Origin of the sequence: Pseudoalteromonas porphyrae, assembly GCF_001298125.1 — a bacterium.
Lineage (GTDB): Bacteria > Pseudomonadota > Gammaproteobacteria > Enterobacterales > Alteromonadaceae > Pseudoalteromonas > Pseudoalteromonas neustonica.
The window spans coordinates 32,490-51,267 of sequence record NZ_LHPH01000010.1; the positions used below are offsets into that span (position 1 = coordinate 32,490).

Below are 18,778 nucleotides of genomic sequence, written 5' to 3' on the forward strand. Positions count from 1 at the left end.
TTTTTCCTTAACCAGCAATTTTTATTGTTGTTGTTTCTGCGGGGATATCTAATGTAGAAATAATAACCTGTTCGCCAGGCTCTAGCCCTGACAACACTTGGATCAGTTGGCCAGATGCTTTGCCGTATTGCACGTCAACTTTAACTGCTTTGTTATCCAGTGTGAGTTTAAACAATGAGCCATAGCTGCCTTCGCTTGCATCGGTTGGTTGCTTAATATAATTCACATTTTTTTGTACATTGGCAAAAATAGTCGCATCTACTTGTTGCATGGGCTTCATGGTGTCTGATTCTGAAGCTTCAAGTTCAATATCAATTTGAACAGCACCGTCGCTGATCACAGGATCTACACGCACCACTTGACCGCGTACTTGATCATTCAACGTACTAATTTGGGCCGTCATACCTATTTGAATTAAATGAGCTTGAATTTGCGGCACTTTTATTTCACCAACCAAAGGAGAAAGGCTACCTATTAGCGCCAGTTCAGAACCCGCAGCGACGCTTTGCCCTAAACTTAAAGGTAAGCGCTGAATAACACCACTCATCCCCGCTTTAACAGAAAGTTGCTCTACCATTAATTTTGCGACATCAAATTCGTCCTGCGCCTGGGCTATTAAGTCATCTTGAATCGATAGGGCTTCTTTTTGCATCAGTGTTAACTTATCAAGTTTTGATTCCTCAAGCTCAATACGCTTTATTAACTGTTTGGCTTCCAGCTCATTTTTCTTGGCGCTGATCCCGGAAACAATGCCTGATTTAGCCAATGTGCGCTCTGCTTCAACTTGCAGCATGGCTATTTCAGATTGTGCTTTTAGCTCAGATACGCTTGATTCGTTATTTAGCATCTCACGCTGTTGTAGTAATACGGTTTGCCGCTTTTGGGTTTTGGCATTTTTAAGTTTTGCTAATGCCAAGCGCAGCTTACTTTCTAGTTCGGGGTTATTTAAAGTGAGGATCACCGTGTCATGGTTAACCACAGCACCTGCTTTGAGTTTTATTTCGTCAACCACAGCATTGCTAGTTGCAGTGAGGAGTCGTTTATTGATTGATTGCAATGACCCGTAGCCATCAACTTTAATTGAAAAATCACCACGCTCAACCTTCGCAATAGTGACAGAGTCTTTTGATATAACTTCGGCATTATCTGCAAATCCTAATTGCCAGCCAGAGATAAGCATAACGGCAGATAAACCTATCAACCCTTGATAGATTAGTTTAGATGTAAGTTTCATAGTTATTCCTTTTTTCAACGAAAATACTCCAACAAATTAATTAGGCAATAATACATAAATAATTTTACTGTAACTAAGTTGTGACTATGTTTTAAATCAATAGGTTAAAGGGTTGTAGTAATGAAAAATTGCATAGGTTATGATTGGGCTAAGTAAAAACAATGGGTCGTTAAAAGCTGCAATGGACGTATGTTGATTCAATTAGGTGAGTATTATTTAGACACAGACGAAATGTCTCTTCGAGTTAATGAGCAATCTGTTGTGCTAGAACCAAAAGTTTTTGCTGTATTGATGTATTTTATTGAGCATCATGAGCGTTATATATCAATAGATGAATTGCATGAAAATTTATGGAAAGACCGCTGTGTATCAGATGCTGCGGTAAGACGGATTATAAGCAAAATTCGCATAGTGTTGAATGATGATCACAAAAATCCTAAATACCTACAATCACTTTCTAAGCGCGGCTATAAATTAATTTGTCCTGTCTCTAAATTTTCTACATTGTCAGTCTCAGAAGACAGTAAAAAACTGAGCTCCACAGAAAGTAACAACACAAAAAAAACGAAAACTTTTCTGCTTTTTGCAATTATAGCTTTATTGATTTCGTTAGCCTATTTTATATATGAAAATATTGATGACGAATCACATGTCATTACAAAAGTTATTGGCTCGATTATCTCTGATAAAAAAGTGCTGGAAGTTTCGAATGATGGTCGGTTTATCGCATTTACAAGTAAATTAAGCCGTGGAAATAACTATCAAATTTATTTAAAAGATCAAGATAGTCAAACAATAAAAGTGCTAGTTGATGATACAAGGTTACCTAGGGGCTTAGCTTTCTCACGTGATGGAAATTACTTATTCTTCTCTGATAGTGTTGGTGATGCAGCATCATTAAAGCGGGTAGGCCTTACAAATAAAGAATATAAAATAGATGTTTTAGTGACACATTTTTATTTTATCTCTGATGTTTTTATCGATAAAAATGAAAGTAAGGTTATTTATTTTTCAGCACAAAAAAGTAGAGAAAGCGCAATGCTTATCTATAAATTCAATATTGACGCTGGTTTGGTAGAAAAAGTGACCTCGGTCTCTCAAAAAGGAGAACATGATAGCCGAGCAGATATTTCACCAAATTCAGGCAAGTTGGTTGTACTTCGCGTTTATATGGATAGTAAGCGTAATTTTATTCGAGTTTTAGATTTAAAGGCGAGCAGTGTTCTTTTTCAGTATGATCAAAATGAGGTTATTTATGATGTTCATTGGCTTGATGATGACCATATCATTTTATTAGATGATAAAAAGCTAGCTAAAATAAATGTTAAAACTGGGCGTTTAGATGAAATAGCCACTACAGGTCAAGGTATTATCTCACTTGATGTGGTGAGCCCAAGCATGCTGTTTGCTATTAAAGACACCTATGGAATCAGTACAATTGCTGAGAAAAAATTGCCGTTAAGTAATTTTAAAAATATCGAATTGATTCATGGTGAGCAAGCAGGGCAACGTCGTATTGTAGATTATCAACCATTAGGAGATAAGGTTTGGATGATCGAGAAGCTTAAAGGTGTAAGCGATTTAGCTTTTTATAAAAAACAAAAACCAAAGGAAAAGGTGGTGTTTTTAAGTACGGAAAAATCACTTGAGTTGATAGCTCCATCTCTGTCGGGGCAATATGTACTACTTAAACTCCACGGTCGTATTACTGTGCTAAATACGCTTAATAATAATCTAACTTATATATCTAAAGTGGATGAAATGATTGGCGATGCTGCTTTCTCAGAAGATGAAAAGTCGATTTTGTACACCAAAAAAAGTAATGGTGAATGGTTGGTTTTTGAATACTCTATTAAGGAAGAAGCACAATCCATTCTTTTTGAGGGGTATCGTTTCGTCCGTCAATTTAAAGACGGTTATATATTAGGTGATAATACAGGCAAGTTGTCTCGTTTTAATGTTAATTTAAAAACAATGACCCCATTGCAGATAACTGTTTCAAAAGAAAAAAACACTAACTGGGATGTTGTAAATGGTAAAATTTTCTGGAGCAGCCATAACTTAATAAATACAACATTCAATGAAATCGATATAGATGATGTTGATGGCTCTAGCCTAAGCTCTACAACGTTTGACTTTAGTGTGATCAGACCAAATTTTTATGTGGATAAAATCAATAATACGGTTGTAGTTAAACGTTTAGGTAGCAGGACTAGTGAAATAATTACAATTGAAGTTCAGTGATTGAATTTAACGCAATAGTTTTAAATGCGTTTGAAATCCATTGTTTTGGGGTTAATTAAAAGCGCATTTTGCGCTTTTTTTGATCTACGGCTTGCCATTTTATTAGTTTCGTTTAAAATCTTGTAACTTTCGAAACGAAACTTAATAAATTACTTTATGACCAAACGAAACACTCAGCAACGTCGCCATACAATACTTAGCCAAGTAAATGAGCTAGGAGAAGTTGCTGTTGAAGCATTGGCTGAACAATTTCAAACCTCTGAAGTAACGATTCGTAAAGATCTCACCGCGCTTGAAAAAAGTGGACTATTATTACGCCGCTACGGTGGAGCAATTGCACTACCTCAAGAGATAGTTGCAAATAGCGATGAGAAAAGCGATTCACTTCGCAAAATGGCAATTGCACAAGCGGCTAGTAACCTTATAAAAGATCACAACCGCATTATTATAGATAGCGGCCGTACTACAGCAGCGATGATCCCTGAACTTGCTAAAAAACGAGGTTTAGTGGTGATGACCAATGCAATAAACGTAGCTAACCGTTTGCTTTCTTTAGAAAATGAACCAACACTTTTGATGACCGGTGGCACCTGGGACCCTCATTCAGAATCCTTTCAGGGGCAAGTAGCTGAAAACGTTTTGCGCTCGTATGATTTTGATCAGCTTTTTATTGGTGCCGATGGCATCGATGTTGAAAGAGGCACTACCACCTTTAACGAGTTAGTAGGGCTTAGCCAAGTAATGGCTGAGGCGGCTCGAGAGGTAATCGTGCTAGTTGAGTCTGAAAAAATAGGTCGTCGAATTCCTAATTTAGAACTACCTTGGCAACGCGTTACAACTTTAATTACCGATAGCAACTTGGCGCTTGATACTCGCCAAGCAATTGAAGCATGTGGCGTGCAGTTGATCTGCGCTGAGGTAAATTGACCTGAAAAGGTAATAATTTCAGCTCATAATAGGCCGACAACACCAATTATGGGCATTTAATATTTAACAACACATACAACCCAAGGTGAATACATTGGGTAACGTGCAAAAATGGAGAATACTATGTGTGGAATCGTTGGGGCAGTTGCAGAACGCCCAGTAAATAAAATTTTAGTTGAAGGTTTAAAACGTCTAGAGTACCGCGGGTACGACTCAGCTGGCGTTGCACTTTTAAACGGCAATACGCTAAATACCGTAAAAGCGGTTGGTAAAGTAGTAAACCTTGAAAACGCACTTAATGAAGCGGGCGTTAAAGGCACTACCGGCATCGCGCATACACGTTGGGCTACTCACGGCAGCGTGACTGAAGCAAATGCGCATCCGCACATTTCAAATAGCGAAATTGCCTTAGTACATAACGGTATTATTGAAAACCACGCAAGCTTGCGTGAAGCGCTTAAAGGCGACGGTTACGAGTTTTTATCAGACACCGACACAGAAGTAATGGTGCACTTAATTCATCAACTTCGCCAGCAACACACAACCTTGCTTGCAGCAGTTCAAGCCGCTGTAAAACAGTTTGATGGCGCATTTGGTACAGTGGTATTTGATAAAGCCAACGATAACGAAATTATCGTAGCGCGTTCAGGCAGCCCACTTGTAATAGGCTTAGGCCTTGGCGAAAACTTTATTGCCTCTGACCAGTTAGCATTATTACCAGTAACACGCAGCTTTATTTACCTTGAAGAAGGCGATGTAGCGCGTATTACTCGTGACACCGTGGAAATTTTTGATGTAGACGGCAACGCCGTTGAACGTGAAGTGATTGAGTCAAACATCACCCAAGATGCGTCAGGCAAAGGTGAATACCGTCACTACATGCTTAAAGAAATTTACGAACAGCCACTTGCTGTACGTAATACACTAGAAGGGCGTTTAAATGATGACCGCGTTGCCATTGATGCCTTTGGCGACAGCGCACAGCAAATATTTAAAGACGTAAAACACGTACAAATTATTGCCTGTGGTACGTCTTATCATTCAGGTATGGTTGCCCGCTACTGGCTTGAGCAATTTGCAGGCGTAAGCTGTAATGTAGAGATTGCCTCTGAGTTCCGCTATCGCGAGTCTTTCGTGCATGAAAATAGCCTACTAGTGACAATTTCACAATCAGGTGAAACAGCCGATACGCTAGCGGCACTTCGTTTAGCTAAACAGCAAGGTTACATGGCTTCAATGACCATTTGTAACGTACCGGGCTCATCACTTGTACGAGAATCAGATCTCGCCTTTATGACTAAAGCAGGCGCTGAAATTGGCGTAGCCTCTACTAAAGCATTTACTACACAACTAGTTGGTTTGTTAATGCTTACAGCATCTATAGCGCAAGAAAAAGGCTTGGATCAAAGCACTATTGTGAACGCGATTAAAGCCTTACCAAACAAATTAGAAGAAGCATTATTACTCGCTGATGGCATTGCAGACTTAGCTGAAGAGTTTGCCGACAAGCACCACTCACTGTTTTTAGGCCGTGGTTCACAATACCCAATCGCGATGGAAGGCGCGCTTAAACTTAAAGAGATTTCATACATTCATGCAGAAGCATACGCAGCAGGCGAGCTAAAACATGGCCCACTTGCGTTGATTGACGCCGACATGCCAATTATTGTTGTAGCACCAAACAACGAATTGCTTGAAAAGCTTAAATCAAACGTAGAAGAAGTACGTGCTCGCGGCGGTATTATCTATGTATTCGCGGATAAAGATTCACACTTTGAGTCAGACGACACAATGCGCGTTATCAACGTAAACCACGTAGATGACGTGATTGCCCCAGTGGTATATACAATTCCACTACAGTTGCTGTCGTACTACGTAGCAGTAATTAAAGGCACTGACGTAGACCAACCACGCAACCTAGCAAAATCGGTTACTGTTGAGTAAAATCAATGGGTTAATAAAACTTTATTAATTTTAAAAAAAGCGCGTAACGCGCTTTTTTTGTGCCTGAAACTCTGCTAGCTTAAGTAACTCATTATTCTCTAAGGGATTAGTTATGCGTTTACTCACCGCTCTGTACTTTGTTAGTTTTTGTATTTTTAGTTCACACAGTGCCTTTGCACAACCTGATACTAAACAACAAACCGCTGATTACTCTGTGCACACGCACACGATTAAATCGGCTGTATTAAACGAACAGCGCACCGTTGTAGTTCAGTTGCCTAAAAGCTATCAAGCTGAGCCAAATAAGGTGTATCCAGTTATTTATCGCTTAGATGGAGCGGGTAATATACCGCTTGCTAGTGCTATTATTGAGCGTTTACAAAATGATAATCGTGCGCCTGAGGTTATTATTGTCGCTATTGAAAACACTAATCGACTTAGAGATATGTATCCTACAGTGAATAAAGAGCCGCAAGGTCCTGTCGGTGAAGGAGGCGGCGCAGCAAAATTTTTAGCGTTCTTTGAACAAGAACTCATTCCTTTAGTTAATAAAAATTATCGTACGCATAATTATAAGGTTATTTCTGGCGCATCTGCTGGTGGTGTATTTGCGCTATATGCGTTGCAGGCAAATCCTGAACTGTTTCAAGCGCATATTGCTTATAGCCCTGCGGTTTGGTGGAATTATGGCGCAATGGTAAAAAGCACAAAATCGTTTATAACTAAAAACAAAGAGCTTAACAGCTACGTTTACATCAATATTGGCGAAGAAGCCGGCATAATGCGTGAAAGGTATGATGAACTACAGCAATCACTACAATCGCCTAAAGTGCGGGGGTTACGCTTTTTTAATGATGCGTTTGATGGTATCTCGCATGGCTTAACCACTGCTGCTGGCGTATTTAATGCCTATTACAACTTATTTTTACCTAAACAAATGCCAATCAGTGCTTTAACTGACGATGTAGCCTCTATTGATGCTTATTACCAAAGCTTATCTCAACAATGGGGCGAGCAGATTGCGCCACCAGATCGCGCTGTTAGATCACTCGGTTATAACCTAACGGGCAGCAAGCAGTTTACCCGTGCTATTGAGGTGTTTAAGTACAATTTAAAAAACCACCCAAAATCAGTCGATGCGCTTTCAGCCTTATCTTATGGTTATGAAATGCAGGGTGATACTCGCCAAGCGCTTGCACAGATGGAATCTGCTTTAGCGATTGCAGATGACTCATATCCTTATGTAGATTACTTACAAGATACACGCATTCGGCTAGAAGCTCAGCTTAATAAAAACCTGTAATATAAGCAGGTACTTAATTTTTCGATATTTTATCGATAAAAAGTCCTATTATGCATCCAGTAGTTCTAAATGATTTTTTAAATTTTCAACGTTAAGTTATGAGCTAAGCTATCGCGACGATATTTACTCGGGGTCTGATTAAATAATTTTTTAAATGCGTAAATGTAAGCTGAATCAGAGGTATAGCCTAACTCTAATGCAATATCTTGAATCGAGCCCTTTGAATCCAAAAGTTGTAAAGATAAAACGAGTCTTATATTTTGCCGCCACAATGAGAAAGATTGATTAAATTCTTTTGCGCAAACTCTCGATAAAGTGCGTTCTGATGCCCCTACTTTTTTAGCCCATTCTTTTAGCGTGAATGACAAATCAGGTTGTTGCTTAAGTTGTTTGAAAATTGCTAGCAGGCGTTTATCGGTTGGCAGTAATAATGGGATGTCATAACTATTAGCCATGACAGTTTGATCTCTGAGCACTAGTAATAAATGAGTAGTATTGGATTCTGATTGTTGGCTCATTTCATTTTCAAACAAGAGCAATATGAGCTGTTTAATGAATGGAGTTACAAGGCAGGATTTAGCTTCACTTGCATACTCTACCCATACATCAGGATTAAGATAAATGGCTAAAAACTCAGTATTCGTAACTGCTACAGATTTATGAGACGTGTTTGCGGGTATGTATAGCATTGCATTGTGAGGCACGATTATGCTTTTACCACCAATGCTTGATTGTAGTAAACCTTTAAATGGGAATACTATTTGATGCCATGGGTGTGAGTGAAAATCATCAACGTAACCAGCAGGCATATGAATTGTTTTTGTTATTAGCTGTTTATGAGTATAACTTTGGATTAGCTCGTTAGCTTGCATGGTGACGGTTTATCGATGTTTTGTGTCTGTTAGTATAAAACGCATAGCTCTGATTTGGTATATCATCGTGAGCCTCTGTTATTTAAAAGGTAAAAAAATGCATATTCACTTTATTATCCATGAGTATTTTGAAGCGCCAGGTGCATACGAAACTTGGGCTAGAATGCAGGGTTATACTATTAGTTATTCTAAGGTGTATGAAGGTAGCCCTCTGTTAGATGCGATTAAAGATATTGATATTTTAATTGTAATGGGTGGCCCTCAAAGTCCTAATACAACAATTGAACAATGCCCTTATTTTGATGCAAAAGGTGAGCAAGCCCTAATCTTAAAAGCGATTGCGGCTGGGAAAATTGTACTTGGCGTTTGTTTAGGGGCTCAGTTGATTGGCGAAGCATTAGGTGCTCATTATGAACATAGTCCTGAGCGTGAGATTGGTAAATTTCCAATTACTTTAACACCAGCAGGTTTAGTGCACCCCTTGTTTGAGCACTTCGATAAAGTGTTAGAAGTCGGTCATTGGCACAATGATATGCCGGGGCTGACACCTGATGCAAAGATCATCGCATATAGCGAGGGCTGCCCAAGGCAAATCGTTGCTTATAATGAGCGAGTATTTGGTTTTCAATGTCATATGGAGCTAACTAAAGAGGTTGTAGCCTTGCTAATTGAGCATGATGATCTTAGTGAAACTGCAAAATACCGCTTTGTTGAGGAGCCAGAAGTATTACTTGCTCATGACTATGATGTACTAAACCAAAAGATCTATTTATTTTTAGATAAATTAGTAAATACCTATTAGCTCAAAAGTATGTGCTGCGCTGCCTGTTTCTATCGTTTTTCTCTAACCTGAAGTCAGATAGAGTTACTTTAGCCGTCGTGCTATGGTTTTTATTTAGTTAAATCAATGAACAACGTCGCTTCGTTTTAACTAGTGGGTCGAATATTTTCATCAAAGCCATTATTAAAACCACTAATCCCTACAGAGTAGCTAATAAACGTGCCAGAAATACAGGCTTTTTTCGTCATGGCTACAATGTATATATGGCGATATCTGTCTAGCAAAATGATTTAGGTAAAGTACCCAAAACAAGTCCTAAACTAATAAGTAAGTCAGCCGATACAGAAATACTTGAATGCAGAACAACTAAAAAGGAACTTTTATGACTATTAATTTTAATATCCATCAAGCGGTAAGTCTTACTACTACAAATCAACCCAAAGCGCCGATAGCTCCTCAGCAGCAAGTGGCAGATGCTAAAAAAGAGGTAGAACCAGAAGCAGAAGCGATTGCTGCATTTACTGGCGAAGCACAAAAAAGCTCACCCTATAGTGCGCTGCTTAATCCTGAAGGCTTTGACTTTAGTAATATGTCGATCAATGAATTCAAAGGGATAGTCGATGCGGTGAGAAAACTTGAGTCGGATACACAAAGAGCAAGCGGTAACACAGAAAGCCTCAGAGGAGCATTTTGGGGGGATGTTATGGATGTAAAGGGCTCTCTTGAAGGGATCAACTTCCAGAACAGAGGTTTTTCTTCAAGTGATAAAATCGATATAACAGCATTTTTTGAACTTGGTGTTAAGGAAGCACAACAAATGCGAAAAGAGCACCCTCGCTCTTTTAGTAAAGTTGTTGGATATGCGCAGTCTGCTTTATCAACGGTAGAAAAATTAACCTCAGAATCTTTTATTAAAGAATATCAAGCTAAGGCCGTTGAGTTCTTAAAAAGCCAAGATACCCCATTGATAAAAACGCAGGCTTAGTTAAGCCTGCGCATGAATAGATTAATTTTCGCGGTATTCGTAGCGCACACCACCACACGTGCCATTACCTAAAACACATTAAAATCACTTATCCCTACTTAACGGGCAATAAATACGCTAAAATTGCAGGCTATTTTTAGTAATGAGCCGCACTTTTTATGACCTCAGCCGCAAACCCTAGTAATTTCAACGAACTTGGCCTTATTCCAGAGCTAATTGCTCGATTGTCTGATCTTGAATACACGCAACCTACGTCGATTCAGGCTAAAGCAATTCCAAGTATCTTGGCGGGAAGTGACTTAATTGCTGGGGCGAATACCGGCTCAGGTAAAACAGCAACGTTTGCATTACCTATGTTGCAAAAAGCTTTCCTAGAGCAGGGCGCTAAAAGTACTGCAAGTAAGGGTAACTTTGTAACAGGGCTTATTTTAGTGCCGACTCGTGAGCTTGCTACGCAAGTGGCCGATAGCGTTAAATCATACTCTGCAAACTTTAATGGCGCGATTAAAACAGTAGCTGTGTTTGGTGGTGTGTCGGTTAATACCCAAATGCAGGCACTTCGTGGTGGCGCTGATATTATTGTGGCAACACCAGGTCGTTTACTTGATTTAATCTCAAGCAATGCGATTAAGCTCGATAATGTAACCACGCTTGTGCTTGATGAAGCTGACCGTATGCTAAGCCTTGGCTTTACTGAAGAACTTGCTGAGCTATTAGCGTTAATGCCTGCTAAAAAACAAACTATGTTGTTCTCAGCGACCTTTCCTGAGCAAGTAACACAATTAACGCAAGAGCTGCTAAATAATCCAGTTGAAATACAAGTACAAAACAAAGAAGAGAGCACACTTGTACAGCGCGTGTTTAGTGTTAACAAAGGCGAGAAAACCACGGTTTTAGCGCATTTAATTAAAACTCATAAATGGCGCCAAGCACTGATTTTTGTGAACGCCAAAAAAGACTGTGAGCACTTAGCCAGCAAACTTGAAAAACGCGGTGTTAATGCGCAAGTATTCCACGGTGATAAAGGCCAAAGTGAGCGAACTCGCGTAATAGAAAAATTTAAAGCGGGCGAAATCGAAGTGCTTATTGCAACCGATATTGCCGCCCGTGGTTTAGATATTGAAAAGCTGCCAGTGGTAATAAACTTTAACTTACCGCGCAGCCCTGCTGATTACATGCACCGTATTGGCCGAAGTGGCCGTGCTGGTGAAGTAGGTTTAGCGTTATCACTAATTGATTACGAAGACTTTCATCACTTTAGAATCATCGAGAAGAAAAACAAACTACGTTTAGAGCGCGAAGAGGTTACAGGCTTTGCTGTAAACCAAGCCAACCTTGATGCAGCACAGGCGCTTAAAAATGATAAGCCAATGGCAAAACCTGAAGGCACAGGTAAGAAAAAGAAAAAAAATAAAACCGATGATATAGATGATGTATGGAGTGGCTGGAGAGGGCGCAATTAATAGACACAAAAAAGCCGACATACGTCGGCTTTTTTATTGGGAAGTTAAAAACATGTTTAAAGTTAAATTACATGGTATTTAGTTGTTTAATCATCGCTTGGGCTACCTCTCGTGAAGATTGATAATTTGTACCGGTAATAATCCGTCCGTCAACTTCAATAAATGATTGGTTTCGTTGCCCATAATTGAATATTCCACCGCGTTGTTTAATGAGGTTGTCTATCGCAAAGGGAAATTGTTGATAATAAGCGGCGTCTGTTTTTTCAAAGGCTGTTGGGTAGCCTGTAATTTTACGCCCTGCGACTAAGTACTCGCCACTAGCCAGTTTGAGATTAACGATACCTGCGGTGCCATGGCAAACAGCCGAAATTATCCCTTTATTTTGTTCGTAAACATGCATAGAAATTGCTTGAATGTTTTTGTTTTCCGCGACCTGATACATCGCATTACCGCCACCAACATAGTGAACAGCTAAATACTTTTCAGGGTCGACTTGTTCAGGTGCTAATGTGTACGCTAACTTGTACATAAAGTCTTGATTATAAATGTATTGGCGATGTGTTTTATCTGAAGTATTAATATAGGCAAGTGGTAAGGTACCCCCTTTGCTACTTACAACATCAACCTGATACCCTGCATTTATGAACACGTCATAAGCTTCTACTAATTCAGAAAAGCTAGTGCCTGTAGCTAGGGCTGAGTCCCCATGAAAGTCGGCACTCGATACTATAAATAACACACGTTTATCCATCGCAGCTAAAAACTGTTCTGATTGCGTAATATCCAGTTGGCTGGCTGTTTTACTAACAATTTTCCAGCCGTCAGAAAAGCGTTTTAGTAAGAACTGATCGATGTATTGTTTTACGGGTGAGGCGGTCGTTATTTTTGCACGAGCCGTGGCTATATCGTTATCAACTGTTATTGAAAGAATGGCACCTGTTCGCGTTACTTTTTTTGTTTTAAACCAGCTTGCAAATTCCTTTGCCGTAACTTGCCAAAATGGTTTATTAGGGTGGCTCAGAATTAGGCTTGCTTTAGGGTGAAATGCTGAGGTTATTAAGTTTGGATCTGCGTTGCTGGTGCCGTCTATGTATTTTTGAATGACTACATGCACAGCTTGCTGTTGCTCTGAGTTATTGGCTAAGGTTGAAAACTGAGTGATTGCCAGTAGTAATATAAAAAATTTAATGATTGTTTTCACAGTTATAAGCTCTTAATTTAATGTGGCTTTAAATTTAAGCTAAATATAATTAAAACAATGAATTAGTTTATATTTTAGGAGTCTCAAATTATAAATTGAGAGTTCTAAACTTATTTGGAGTCAACCCAGTTTGTTGTTTAAACGCATTATAAAATGTGGATGGTGCGCTAAAACCGCTTTGCTCTGCAATATCATCAATACTGGTGTTTGGGTGTTCAAGCAATAGCCCTTTTGCACATGCCACGCGCAAACTATTGACGTATTGTTTAAAGTTCATTTGATAGTGCTTATTGAGCAGTTGCGATAAAACAGTATGCGATGTTGATAACCGCTTAGCCAAGCGAGGCAAAGTTAACTGTGGATCGATATATAGCTGATCTTTAGCCATCAACTGATTTAGCAAAATAGAGTAGTGTTCTGCCTGTTCTTTAGACAATTTATTATTGGCATATTTATCTATTTTATTCGATGAAGGCGAAGGTGGTTTTAACAGTATTATTGACGATAAATATAAGACGACCGAAAAGCTGATCGCCCCCATAATATAAGAAGTATATGAGGCAGTAAAATACGCCAGCCAAATTAAACTACACCCTACGATAGTTATAAATGTTTGCTCAGAAAGAAGCTGCTTCCAATTACCTGCTACCTCTTTAAAACGAGAATAGTAGAGGTAGCTTGCGATTATAAGGCAGACAAACCATACATAGCTTGAACCTCGATACAGCCAATATTGCCATAATTCAAGATTTTCATTGTAGGGGTAAATCATCCCGATAGTAAAAACAATTCCGACCAGACAAATAAATAGCCGACTAGGGAAGTTATTTACAGTGACTGATTTTGATTTCGTATAGGTGTAGACAACTAAGCAGGGACCAAGTAGGCAGCATGCGGTCAGCCCTATTTGTAAAATACTTTTATCGAGTGTGGGTATAAAATAAAAAGCGACTGACTTAGCAATACGAACACTGATTAGTAACAGTAGGACAGCTAACCATGTGTCTGACGGTTGTTTATTTTTACGAACAAATAGCCATAGTGCTAATATAACGCCATTAAATGCGCCTAATGAAGAAAAGAAAAACAATAGGTATGAATAAGCTTTCATAAAAAGTTAAGTCCATTAATTTGTGTTAACTATCCCAAATTAACCTTTAAATCGCAAATCTATTGGTACGCTTAATTCTTGGAGTCATAAAGCGCTTTATTAAATAAGTAAAAATACCGAACAATTTACAGTATTGTTCGGTATTAGCGTCTCATACTATAGGCGTTCTATCAGCATTCACGATGTTATGTACGCTCATAAACCTAGTGTTCGTGAGCGTGCTCTTCTTCTTGTGCTATACCTAACCAAGTAATAGCCGCTGGTGGGAATGTAAGTTCTAGTTCACCTTCAATTTCTAAATCTTCAAGGTGTACTTGCACAACGTGCTGAGCAATAGGGTCGGCTACATAAGCGAAATGACCGTTTTGTGTTACTGTCATACTAAACTTCATACCCTCAGGCATGGTTGTTACGTCTTGTTCAGTGATATCAACTTGACCTGCTAGTTCCCAGTGCGTGTGACCGTCGTGCGCATGTGCCTCAAGTACATTTAAAAAGCCTAGGCTGTCTAGTACTAAAAAGTGCTCGCCATTGGCTGAGAAAGAGTAAGATACCGCACTTGCGCCATCGGCTAGTTGCCATTCTAGCGCTTCCATTTCAGCGTCGCTTGGGTTGATACTTAACAGCACAGCAGCGCCGCCGCCATGACCCGAAGCTATACCAATAAAGGTATCGCTTTTTTCGTGGCCGTATAGTCGACCAATTCGTAGATCGCCTACAGCATCAATGTTGGCCACTTTTACAGCTTCGTACTCGTCATTATGTTGATGCGCTAATAGCACGCCGTCACTACAACCAAATGCGATGGTGTCGTGGTTTTGTGCTGCACCGTGTAAATCTGGGCAAGTAAGTTCAAGTGTTTGCTCTAGTTCGTATTCGCCATCGTGAAGGTGGTAAACACCGACTTGATCAGGCAGAATCTTAGCGTTTGATGTACTCTGTGCATCATCGCGACGAATTGTTGATAATACGTGCTCGCCGCGTGGCTGCGCTACACCGTGCATATTTATATTGTAGCTAATGCTTGGTAATGCCGCTGTTGCGTTTGTAATATCGTTGTCGGTTAGAACCGCTACTGAGGCGGTTGTGCCTGAGTCTGTATCACCATCATAAAATATAGCTAATTTACCATCGTGATTAACGAGGTGGGTAGGGCGGCTGCCGCTGGTTAGTTCATAACTGCTAAGTACAGGGCTTTGTTCGTAGTCATGTAGGTGTGCACCGTGATCTTCACGCCATAAGCCACCATCAATAAAGCCAAGGTAATCTTGGCTGCGACTTGCAATAAGTGCATAACGAAAATCAGGAGACACTGACAGCGTATTTGAATCATGTGTTAGGGTGAATGTTTCAAGCAGTTTATTGTCGTCTAAGTCAAAAAAGCTGGCTGCGTTGCTATCAGCGGCAAGTACAGCGAGTCTTCCTAATGAGTCGATTGTATAGCCATCGCCGTGGTCGCCACCATCACCGTGATCATGGCCGTCATCAGGCACTGCAATTGGATCTTTTTCAACAATGTTGGTTTCTGCATCGCCGCAGGCTGTAATTAATGTACTGCTAATTGCAAGTGCAATAAGTTTTAGTTTGAATAGTTTGGTCATGTTAGTTTCCTTTAATTTATTTATAATTTTTATGGCTTAGAAATAGCCACGAATGCCTAATGCAAAGCTACGGCCTGGGCGTGGCGCAATATTCTTTAAGAATGAGCTATGCACACGGGCTTCTGTGTTCGTTAAATTTGTGCCTCGTAGGTACAAAGAAAGGTCTTGATTGAGTACCGATAAATCATAAGAAATACTGGCATTGACCAAGGTGTAACCATCGGTAGCAGTTTCTTCAGGAGCGGTACGGTCTTGCTCTTGGTAGCGAGTGGCATGAATGTGGGCACTGAGTTTTTCGGTTTGGTAGCTAAACTCTGTACCGAAACGCAGTGGCGGCGTACGCGGTAGGTTGCCACCTGAGTCAAGGCGAGCGCGCACGTAATCTGAAAATAGCTCAAGCTTGAACTCGTCGGTTAACTGCCATGCAACTTGCGCTTCAAAACCGTGTAAAGTTACATCGTCCGTCTTGAATAAATAAACAGGTAATTCAGATGAATGATCATGCTCGTCACCGTGATCATGGTCATCCCCGTGGTCGTGGCCACTTTCAGCGTATAAGCCAGTTTCAACTTGATAATAATAGTTGTCTACTTGGTTATAGAAGGCATTAAAAATGAAGCCTATATCGCCTTGGGTTTTACGAAAGGTTAAGTCAATATTATTGGCGGTTTCTAAATCAATGGTGTGATCAGATAAGCCTAAATGGCCGTCTTCATGAATATCAAACAATGCGCCGACTTCATAGGTTGCAGTACCAATATGAGGGCCGAACGACAATAACTCTGATGCTGATGGTGCACGCTCTGAACGCGACAATGACAAGCCTAAATTATAGCTAGGAGCAAAGTCCCAGACTACGCCAGCAGATAAGCTAACAGGGGTAAATTCATGCTTTGCGTCAAATACGCGAGTTGCGTTGCTGTGTTCATCATGGCCGTGATCATGGTCGTCATGTCCACCTACGTCGTCGTGCGCGTGGGCATCAATACTAGGTAGTAATACGTTATCTGCATCGATAGTTACGCGTTCGGCGCGGCCACCTAATTGCACTAAAAAATCACCAAAGTGTCTTTCTTCCATTAGTGCAATGGCATAGCTTTGTGTTTGTGAAGGAGGGGTAAACGCTTCTGAGCCTTGTGCTTCATCATCACTTTGTTTGTAATGAAAGCTAATGCCGCCATTCCACTCATTAAATTGATTATGCAAAATGTCTACGCGTAATTCGTTGGTTTCATTTTTAAATGTGGTACCAACTGAGCCATGTTCAATTTCTGCGTGTTCGTAATCTGTAAAACCTGCACGTAGGTTGATTTTATTAAGCCATTTACTATCTAGGTTGTATTCACCTAATAGTTGCACTTTAGTTTGTTCTAAATCGGCAAATACGCTTTCTTCTTCATCACTGTGCTCGTCTTCACCACCGTGAGAGTGACCCGGAATGCCGTATTGACGATTAAATTGCTCGATGGCTAAACCAATAAAGCCTTGATCGAATAAATAGCTGGCGCCAACAGTAAAGCCGTCAGACTCTTCGTTGCTGTTTTTTACAACATAATCACTATGGTGTTCTGCATGGTCATGATCGTCATGTGCTAATTCAGCAGCGACGGGTATTTCATAGTCATTCGCTTCTCGCCAAAATGCATCAGCATAAAAAGCAAACGAATCAGTGCCTGTGGTCGCATTAAAAGAAGCAACGGTTTGATCATCAACCGAGTTGTGCTCTACATTCCATTCACCACGAGTTGAACTGTCGGTTGGTACGCGGTTATCTACCACATTGACTACCCCGCCAATTGCACCACTGCCGTAAAATAACGTTGCAGGGCCGCGTAATACCTCTATTTGTTGTGCAGTTGACGCCTCTGAAGCAACTGAATGATCTGGACCCACTCTTGACACATCACTCACATCAAGGCCATTTTGAGTGATCAGAACTCGAGGTCCACTTAAGCCACGAATAATTGGGGTGCTGGCGACTTTGGCGTGAAAATTAGTATTAACACCTGGCAGTCTTTCCAAGCTGTCACCGAGTGTTGCGGCTTGTTCGCGTCTTAATTTTTCACCGGATAAAACACTCACCGGAGAGGCTGATTCCATTGCTGACATATGAATTGGGGTTGCTTCAATGTCAATAACTTCAATTGGTGAGCGCTCTAAATTAAAAGCAACCGATTGGCTATCACTGGTATTGAGCGTGATATCGCGATGAAGGTGAGCATAACCTGGGGCAACAACGTGAAGTTCTTTTAAACCGTCTTTTAAGCCCGTTATTACAAATTTGCCGTTTGCATCCGTTGTAACTTTTATGTCTGAGCCTTCAACTTCTACTGTTGCGTTGGCAACAACGTTACCTTGCTTGTTTAACACAACGCCTTCAATGGATTTTGCAAGCACACTTGCGGGTAATAAAGCCGCTATCAACACAGCTAATTGAGATCTTCGTTTCATTTGACTACCTTAGTGAATGTTATACTATATCAATTGTGCTTGAAATGTTATATTGTATCAATAGAAAAATTAATTAATGTTTGGCGCAAATGGAACAGGTTTACACGAAATGGAATCATGATAAGGGGCAAGGAATGGCAAAGTTTGAGTTGAGTAAGCCTGAGTTAGTGTGGTCAAAGTGAATCAACGGCAAGTTAAAAAAGCGATTCGTTTTGCAAATATTAAGTGCGAAACATCAGGAAAAAAACTGACTGAAAAACGTCAGCAGGTACTCGAAATTTTACTCCATGCAAATAAGCCTTTATCGGCTTATGAACTTACTGACCAATTCAATAAGGTGATGGATGTGCCGATTTTGGCTATGTCAGTTTATCGGATTTTAGATGTTTTAGAGTCGGTCAACTTGGTACATAGATTAAAATCAGAGAATAAATTTATGGCATGCAGTCATGCCAATGATGGATGCCAGCATCAGTTATCTATGTTTTTAATTTGTGCTTCATGTAACAAAGTGACCGAGATGAATGATGATAATGACAAGGTGAAGGCTTTGTTTGAACATTTGGAGCTTACAGGTTTTTCGCCGGCGGGTTCGCAGTTAGAGATTTCGGGATTATGTTGCCAATGCAAGCCAAAATTGCCGCAGTCCAATTAGAGGAAA

The 18,778-nt window shown here is 40.1% G+C and carries 14 protein-coding genes; 8 read left to right on the forward strand and 6 right to left on the reverse strand.

Annotation, left to right across the window (positions count from 1 at the left end; translation table 11 throughout):
• Positions 1–7 precede the first annotated feature (7 nt).
• Entirely contained in the window at positions 8–1,234 is a 1,227-nt protein-coding gene (locus ADS77_RS10365; RefSeq protein ID WP_054454283.1) for an efflux RND transporter periplasmic adaptor subunit, read from the reverse strand.
• A gap of 189 nt (positions 1,235–1,423) precedes the next feature.
• Between ADS77_RS10365 and ADS77_RS10370 the strand changes: the two genes are divergently transcribed.
• The 4 genes from ADS77_RS10370 to ADS77_RS10385 all read left to right on the forward strand — a co-directional run bounded on the left by ADS77_RS10370 (position 1,424) and on the right by ADS77_RS10385 (position 7,652).
• Positions 1,424–3,478 (forward strand): winged helix-turn-helix domain-containing protein, encoded by a 2,055-nt coding sequence (locus tag ADS77_RS10370; RefSeq protein ID WP_054454285.1) that lies wholly within the window; start codon positions 1,424–1,426, stop codon positions 3,476–3,478.
• Positions 3,479–3,634: 156 nt separating this feature from the next.
• Positions 3,635–4,405 carry a DeoR/GlpR family DNA-binding transcription regulator gene (locus tag ADS77_RS10375; RefSeq protein WP_054205815.1) on the forward strand — a complete coding sequence of 257 codons (771 nt, stop codon included), beginning with the start codon at positions 3,635–3,637 and terminating at the stop codon, positions 4,403–4,405.
• 123 nt (positions 4,406–4,528) lie between these two features.
• A complete protein-coding gene (gene glmS / locus ADS77_RS10380; RefSeq protein WP_054454287.1) occupies positions 4,529–6,349 on the forward strand; it encodes a glutamine--fructose-6-phosphate transaminase (isomerizing) in 1,821 nt (606 codons plus the stop codon).
• A gap of 112 nt (positions 6,350–6,461) precedes the next feature.
• Positions 6,462–7,652 (forward strand): alpha/beta hydrolase-fold protein, encoded by a 1,191-nt coding sequence (locus ADS77_RS10385; RefSeq protein WP_054454289.1) that lies wholly within the window; start codon positions 6,462–6,464, stop codon positions 7,650–7,652.
• 77 nt (positions 7,653–7,729) lie between these two features.
• Here the strand turns inward: ADS77_RS10385 and ADS77_RS10390 are convergent, their stop codons facing one another.
• Positions 7,730–8,524 (reverse strand): helix-turn-helix transcriptional regulator, encoded by a 795-nt coding sequence (locus tag ADS77_RS10390; protein ID WP_054205818.1) that lies wholly within the window; start codon positions 8,522–8,524, stop codon positions 7,730–7,732.
• 97 nt (positions 8,525–8,621) lie between these two features.
• On the opposite strand from ADS77_RS10390, the gene ADS77_RS10395 reads away from it, so the two are divergent.
• The 3 genes from ADS77_RS10395 to ADS77_RS10405 all read left to right on the forward strand — a co-directional run bounded on the left by ADS77_RS10395 (position 8,622) and on the right by ADS77_RS10405 (position 11,753).
• Positions 8,622–9,326: a type 1 glutamine amidotransferase gene (locus tag ADS77_RS10395; protein WP_054454291.1), complete on the forward strand. Its 705-nt coding sequence runs from the start codon at positions 8,622–8,624 to the stop codon at positions 9,324–9,326.
• Positions 9,327–9,687: 361 nt separating this feature from the next.
• Positions 9,688–10,290 (forward strand): hypothetical protein, encoded by a 603-nt coding sequence (locus ADS77_RS10400; protein ID WP_054454293.1) that lies wholly within the window; start codon positions 9,688–9,690, stop codon positions 10,288–10,290.
• A gap of 158 nt (positions 10,291–10,448) precedes the next feature.
• Positions 10,449–11,753, forward strand: a complete 1,305-nt coding sequence (locus ADS77_RS10405) for a DEAD/DEAH box helicase (RefSeq protein WP_054454296.1) — start codon at positions 10,449–10,451, stop codon at positions 11,751–11,753.
• A gap of 67 nt (positions 11,754–11,820) precedes the next feature.
• Here ADS77_RS10405 and ADS77_RS10410 read toward each other — a convergent pair whose 3' ends face one another.
• From ADS77_RS10410 to ADS77_RS10425, 4 genes are all read right to left on the reverse strand, one after another.
• Positions 11,821–12,954, reverse strand: coding sequence for a nuclear transport factor 2 family protein (locus ADS77_RS10410; RefSeq protein ID WP_054454298.1), 1,134 nt, complete (start codon positions 12,952–12,954; stop codon positions 11,821–11,823).
• Positions 12,955–13,042: 88 nt separating this feature from the next.
• Positions 13,043–14,065, reverse strand: coding sequence for an AraC family transcriptional regulator (locus tag ADS77_RS10415; protein WP_054454300.1), 1,023 nt, complete (start codon positions 14,063–14,065; stop codon positions 13,043–13,045).
• 203 nt (positions 14,066–14,268) lie between these two features.
• Positions 14,269–15,666 carry a hypothetical protein gene (locus tag ADS77_RS10420; protein WP_054454302.1) on the reverse strand — a complete coding sequence of 466 codons (1,398 nt, stop codon included), beginning with the start codon at positions 15,664–15,666 and terminating at the stop codon, positions 14,269–14,271.
• Between the two features lie 36 nt (positions 15,667–15,702).
• Complete coding sequence (locus ADS77_RS10425; RefSeq protein ID WP_054454304.1) at positions 15,703–18,117, reverse strand: TonB-dependent receptor; 2,415 nt, start codon at positions 18,115–18,117, stop codon at positions 15,703–15,705.
• Between the two features lie 178 nt (positions 18,118–18,295).
• On the opposite strand from ADS77_RS10425, the gene ADS77_RS10430 reads away from it, so the two are divergent.
• Positions 18,296–18,772: a Fur family transcriptional regulator gene (locus ADS77_RS10430; RefSeq protein WP_054205896.1), complete on the forward strand. Its 477-nt coding sequence runs from the start codon at positions 18,296–18,298 to the stop codon at positions 18,770–18,772.
• Positions 18,773–18,778: the final 6 nt, after the last annotated feature.

What these genes read in the sequence shown, in the direction of transcription:
- ADS77_RS10365 (WP_054454283.1), bottom strand. Translation starts at nt 1,234, where the DNA reads ATGAAACTTACATCTAAACTAATCTATCAAGGGTTGATAGGTTTATCT.
- ADS77_RS10370 (WP_054454285.1), top strand. Translation starts at nt 1,424, where the DNA reads ATGTTGATTCAATTAGGTGAGTATTATTTAGACACAGACGAAATGTCT.
- ADS77_RS10375 (WP_054205815.1), top strand. Translation starts at nt 3,635, where the DNA reads ATGACCAAACGAAACACTCAGCAACGTCGCCATACAATACTTAGCCAA.
- glmS (WP_054454287.1), top strand. Translation starts at nt 4,529, where the DNA reads ATGTGTGGAATCGTTGGGGCAGTTGCAGAACGCCCAGTAAATAAAATT.
- ADS77_RS10385 (WP_054454289.1), top strand. Translation starts at nt 6,462, where the DNA reads ATGCGTTTACTCACCGCTCTGTACTTTGTTAGTTTTTGTATTTTTAGT.
- ADS77_RS10390 (WP_054205818.1), bottom strand. Translation starts at nt 8,524, where the DNA reads ATGCAAGCTAACGAGCTAATCCAAAGTTATACTCATAAACAGCTAATA.
- ADS77_RS10395 (WP_054454291.1), top strand. Translation starts at nt 8,622, where the DNA reads ATGCATATTCACTTTATTATCCATGAGTATTTTGAAGCGCCAGGTGCA.
- ADS77_RS10400 (WP_054454293.1), top strand. Translation starts at nt 9,688, where the DNA reads ATGACTATTAATTTTAATATCCATCAAGCGGTAAGTCTTACTACTACA.
- ADS77_RS10405 (WP_054454296.1), top strand. Translation starts at nt 10,449, where the DNA reads ATGACCTCAGCCGCAAACCCTAGTAATTTCAACGAACTTGGCCTTATT.
- ADS77_RS10415 (WP_054454300.1), bottom strand. Translation starts at nt 14,065, where the DNA reads ATGAAAGCTTATTCATACCTATTGTTTTTCTTTTCTTCATTAGGCGCA.
- ADS77_RS10420 (WP_054454302.1), bottom strand. Translation starts at nt 15,666, where the DNA reads ATGACCAAACTATTCAAACTAAAACTTATTGCACTTGCAATTAGCAGT.
- ADS77_RS10425 (WP_054454304.1), bottom strand. Translation starts at nt 18,117, where the DNA reads ATGAAACGAAGATCTCAATTAGCTGTGTTGATAGCGGCTTTATTACCC.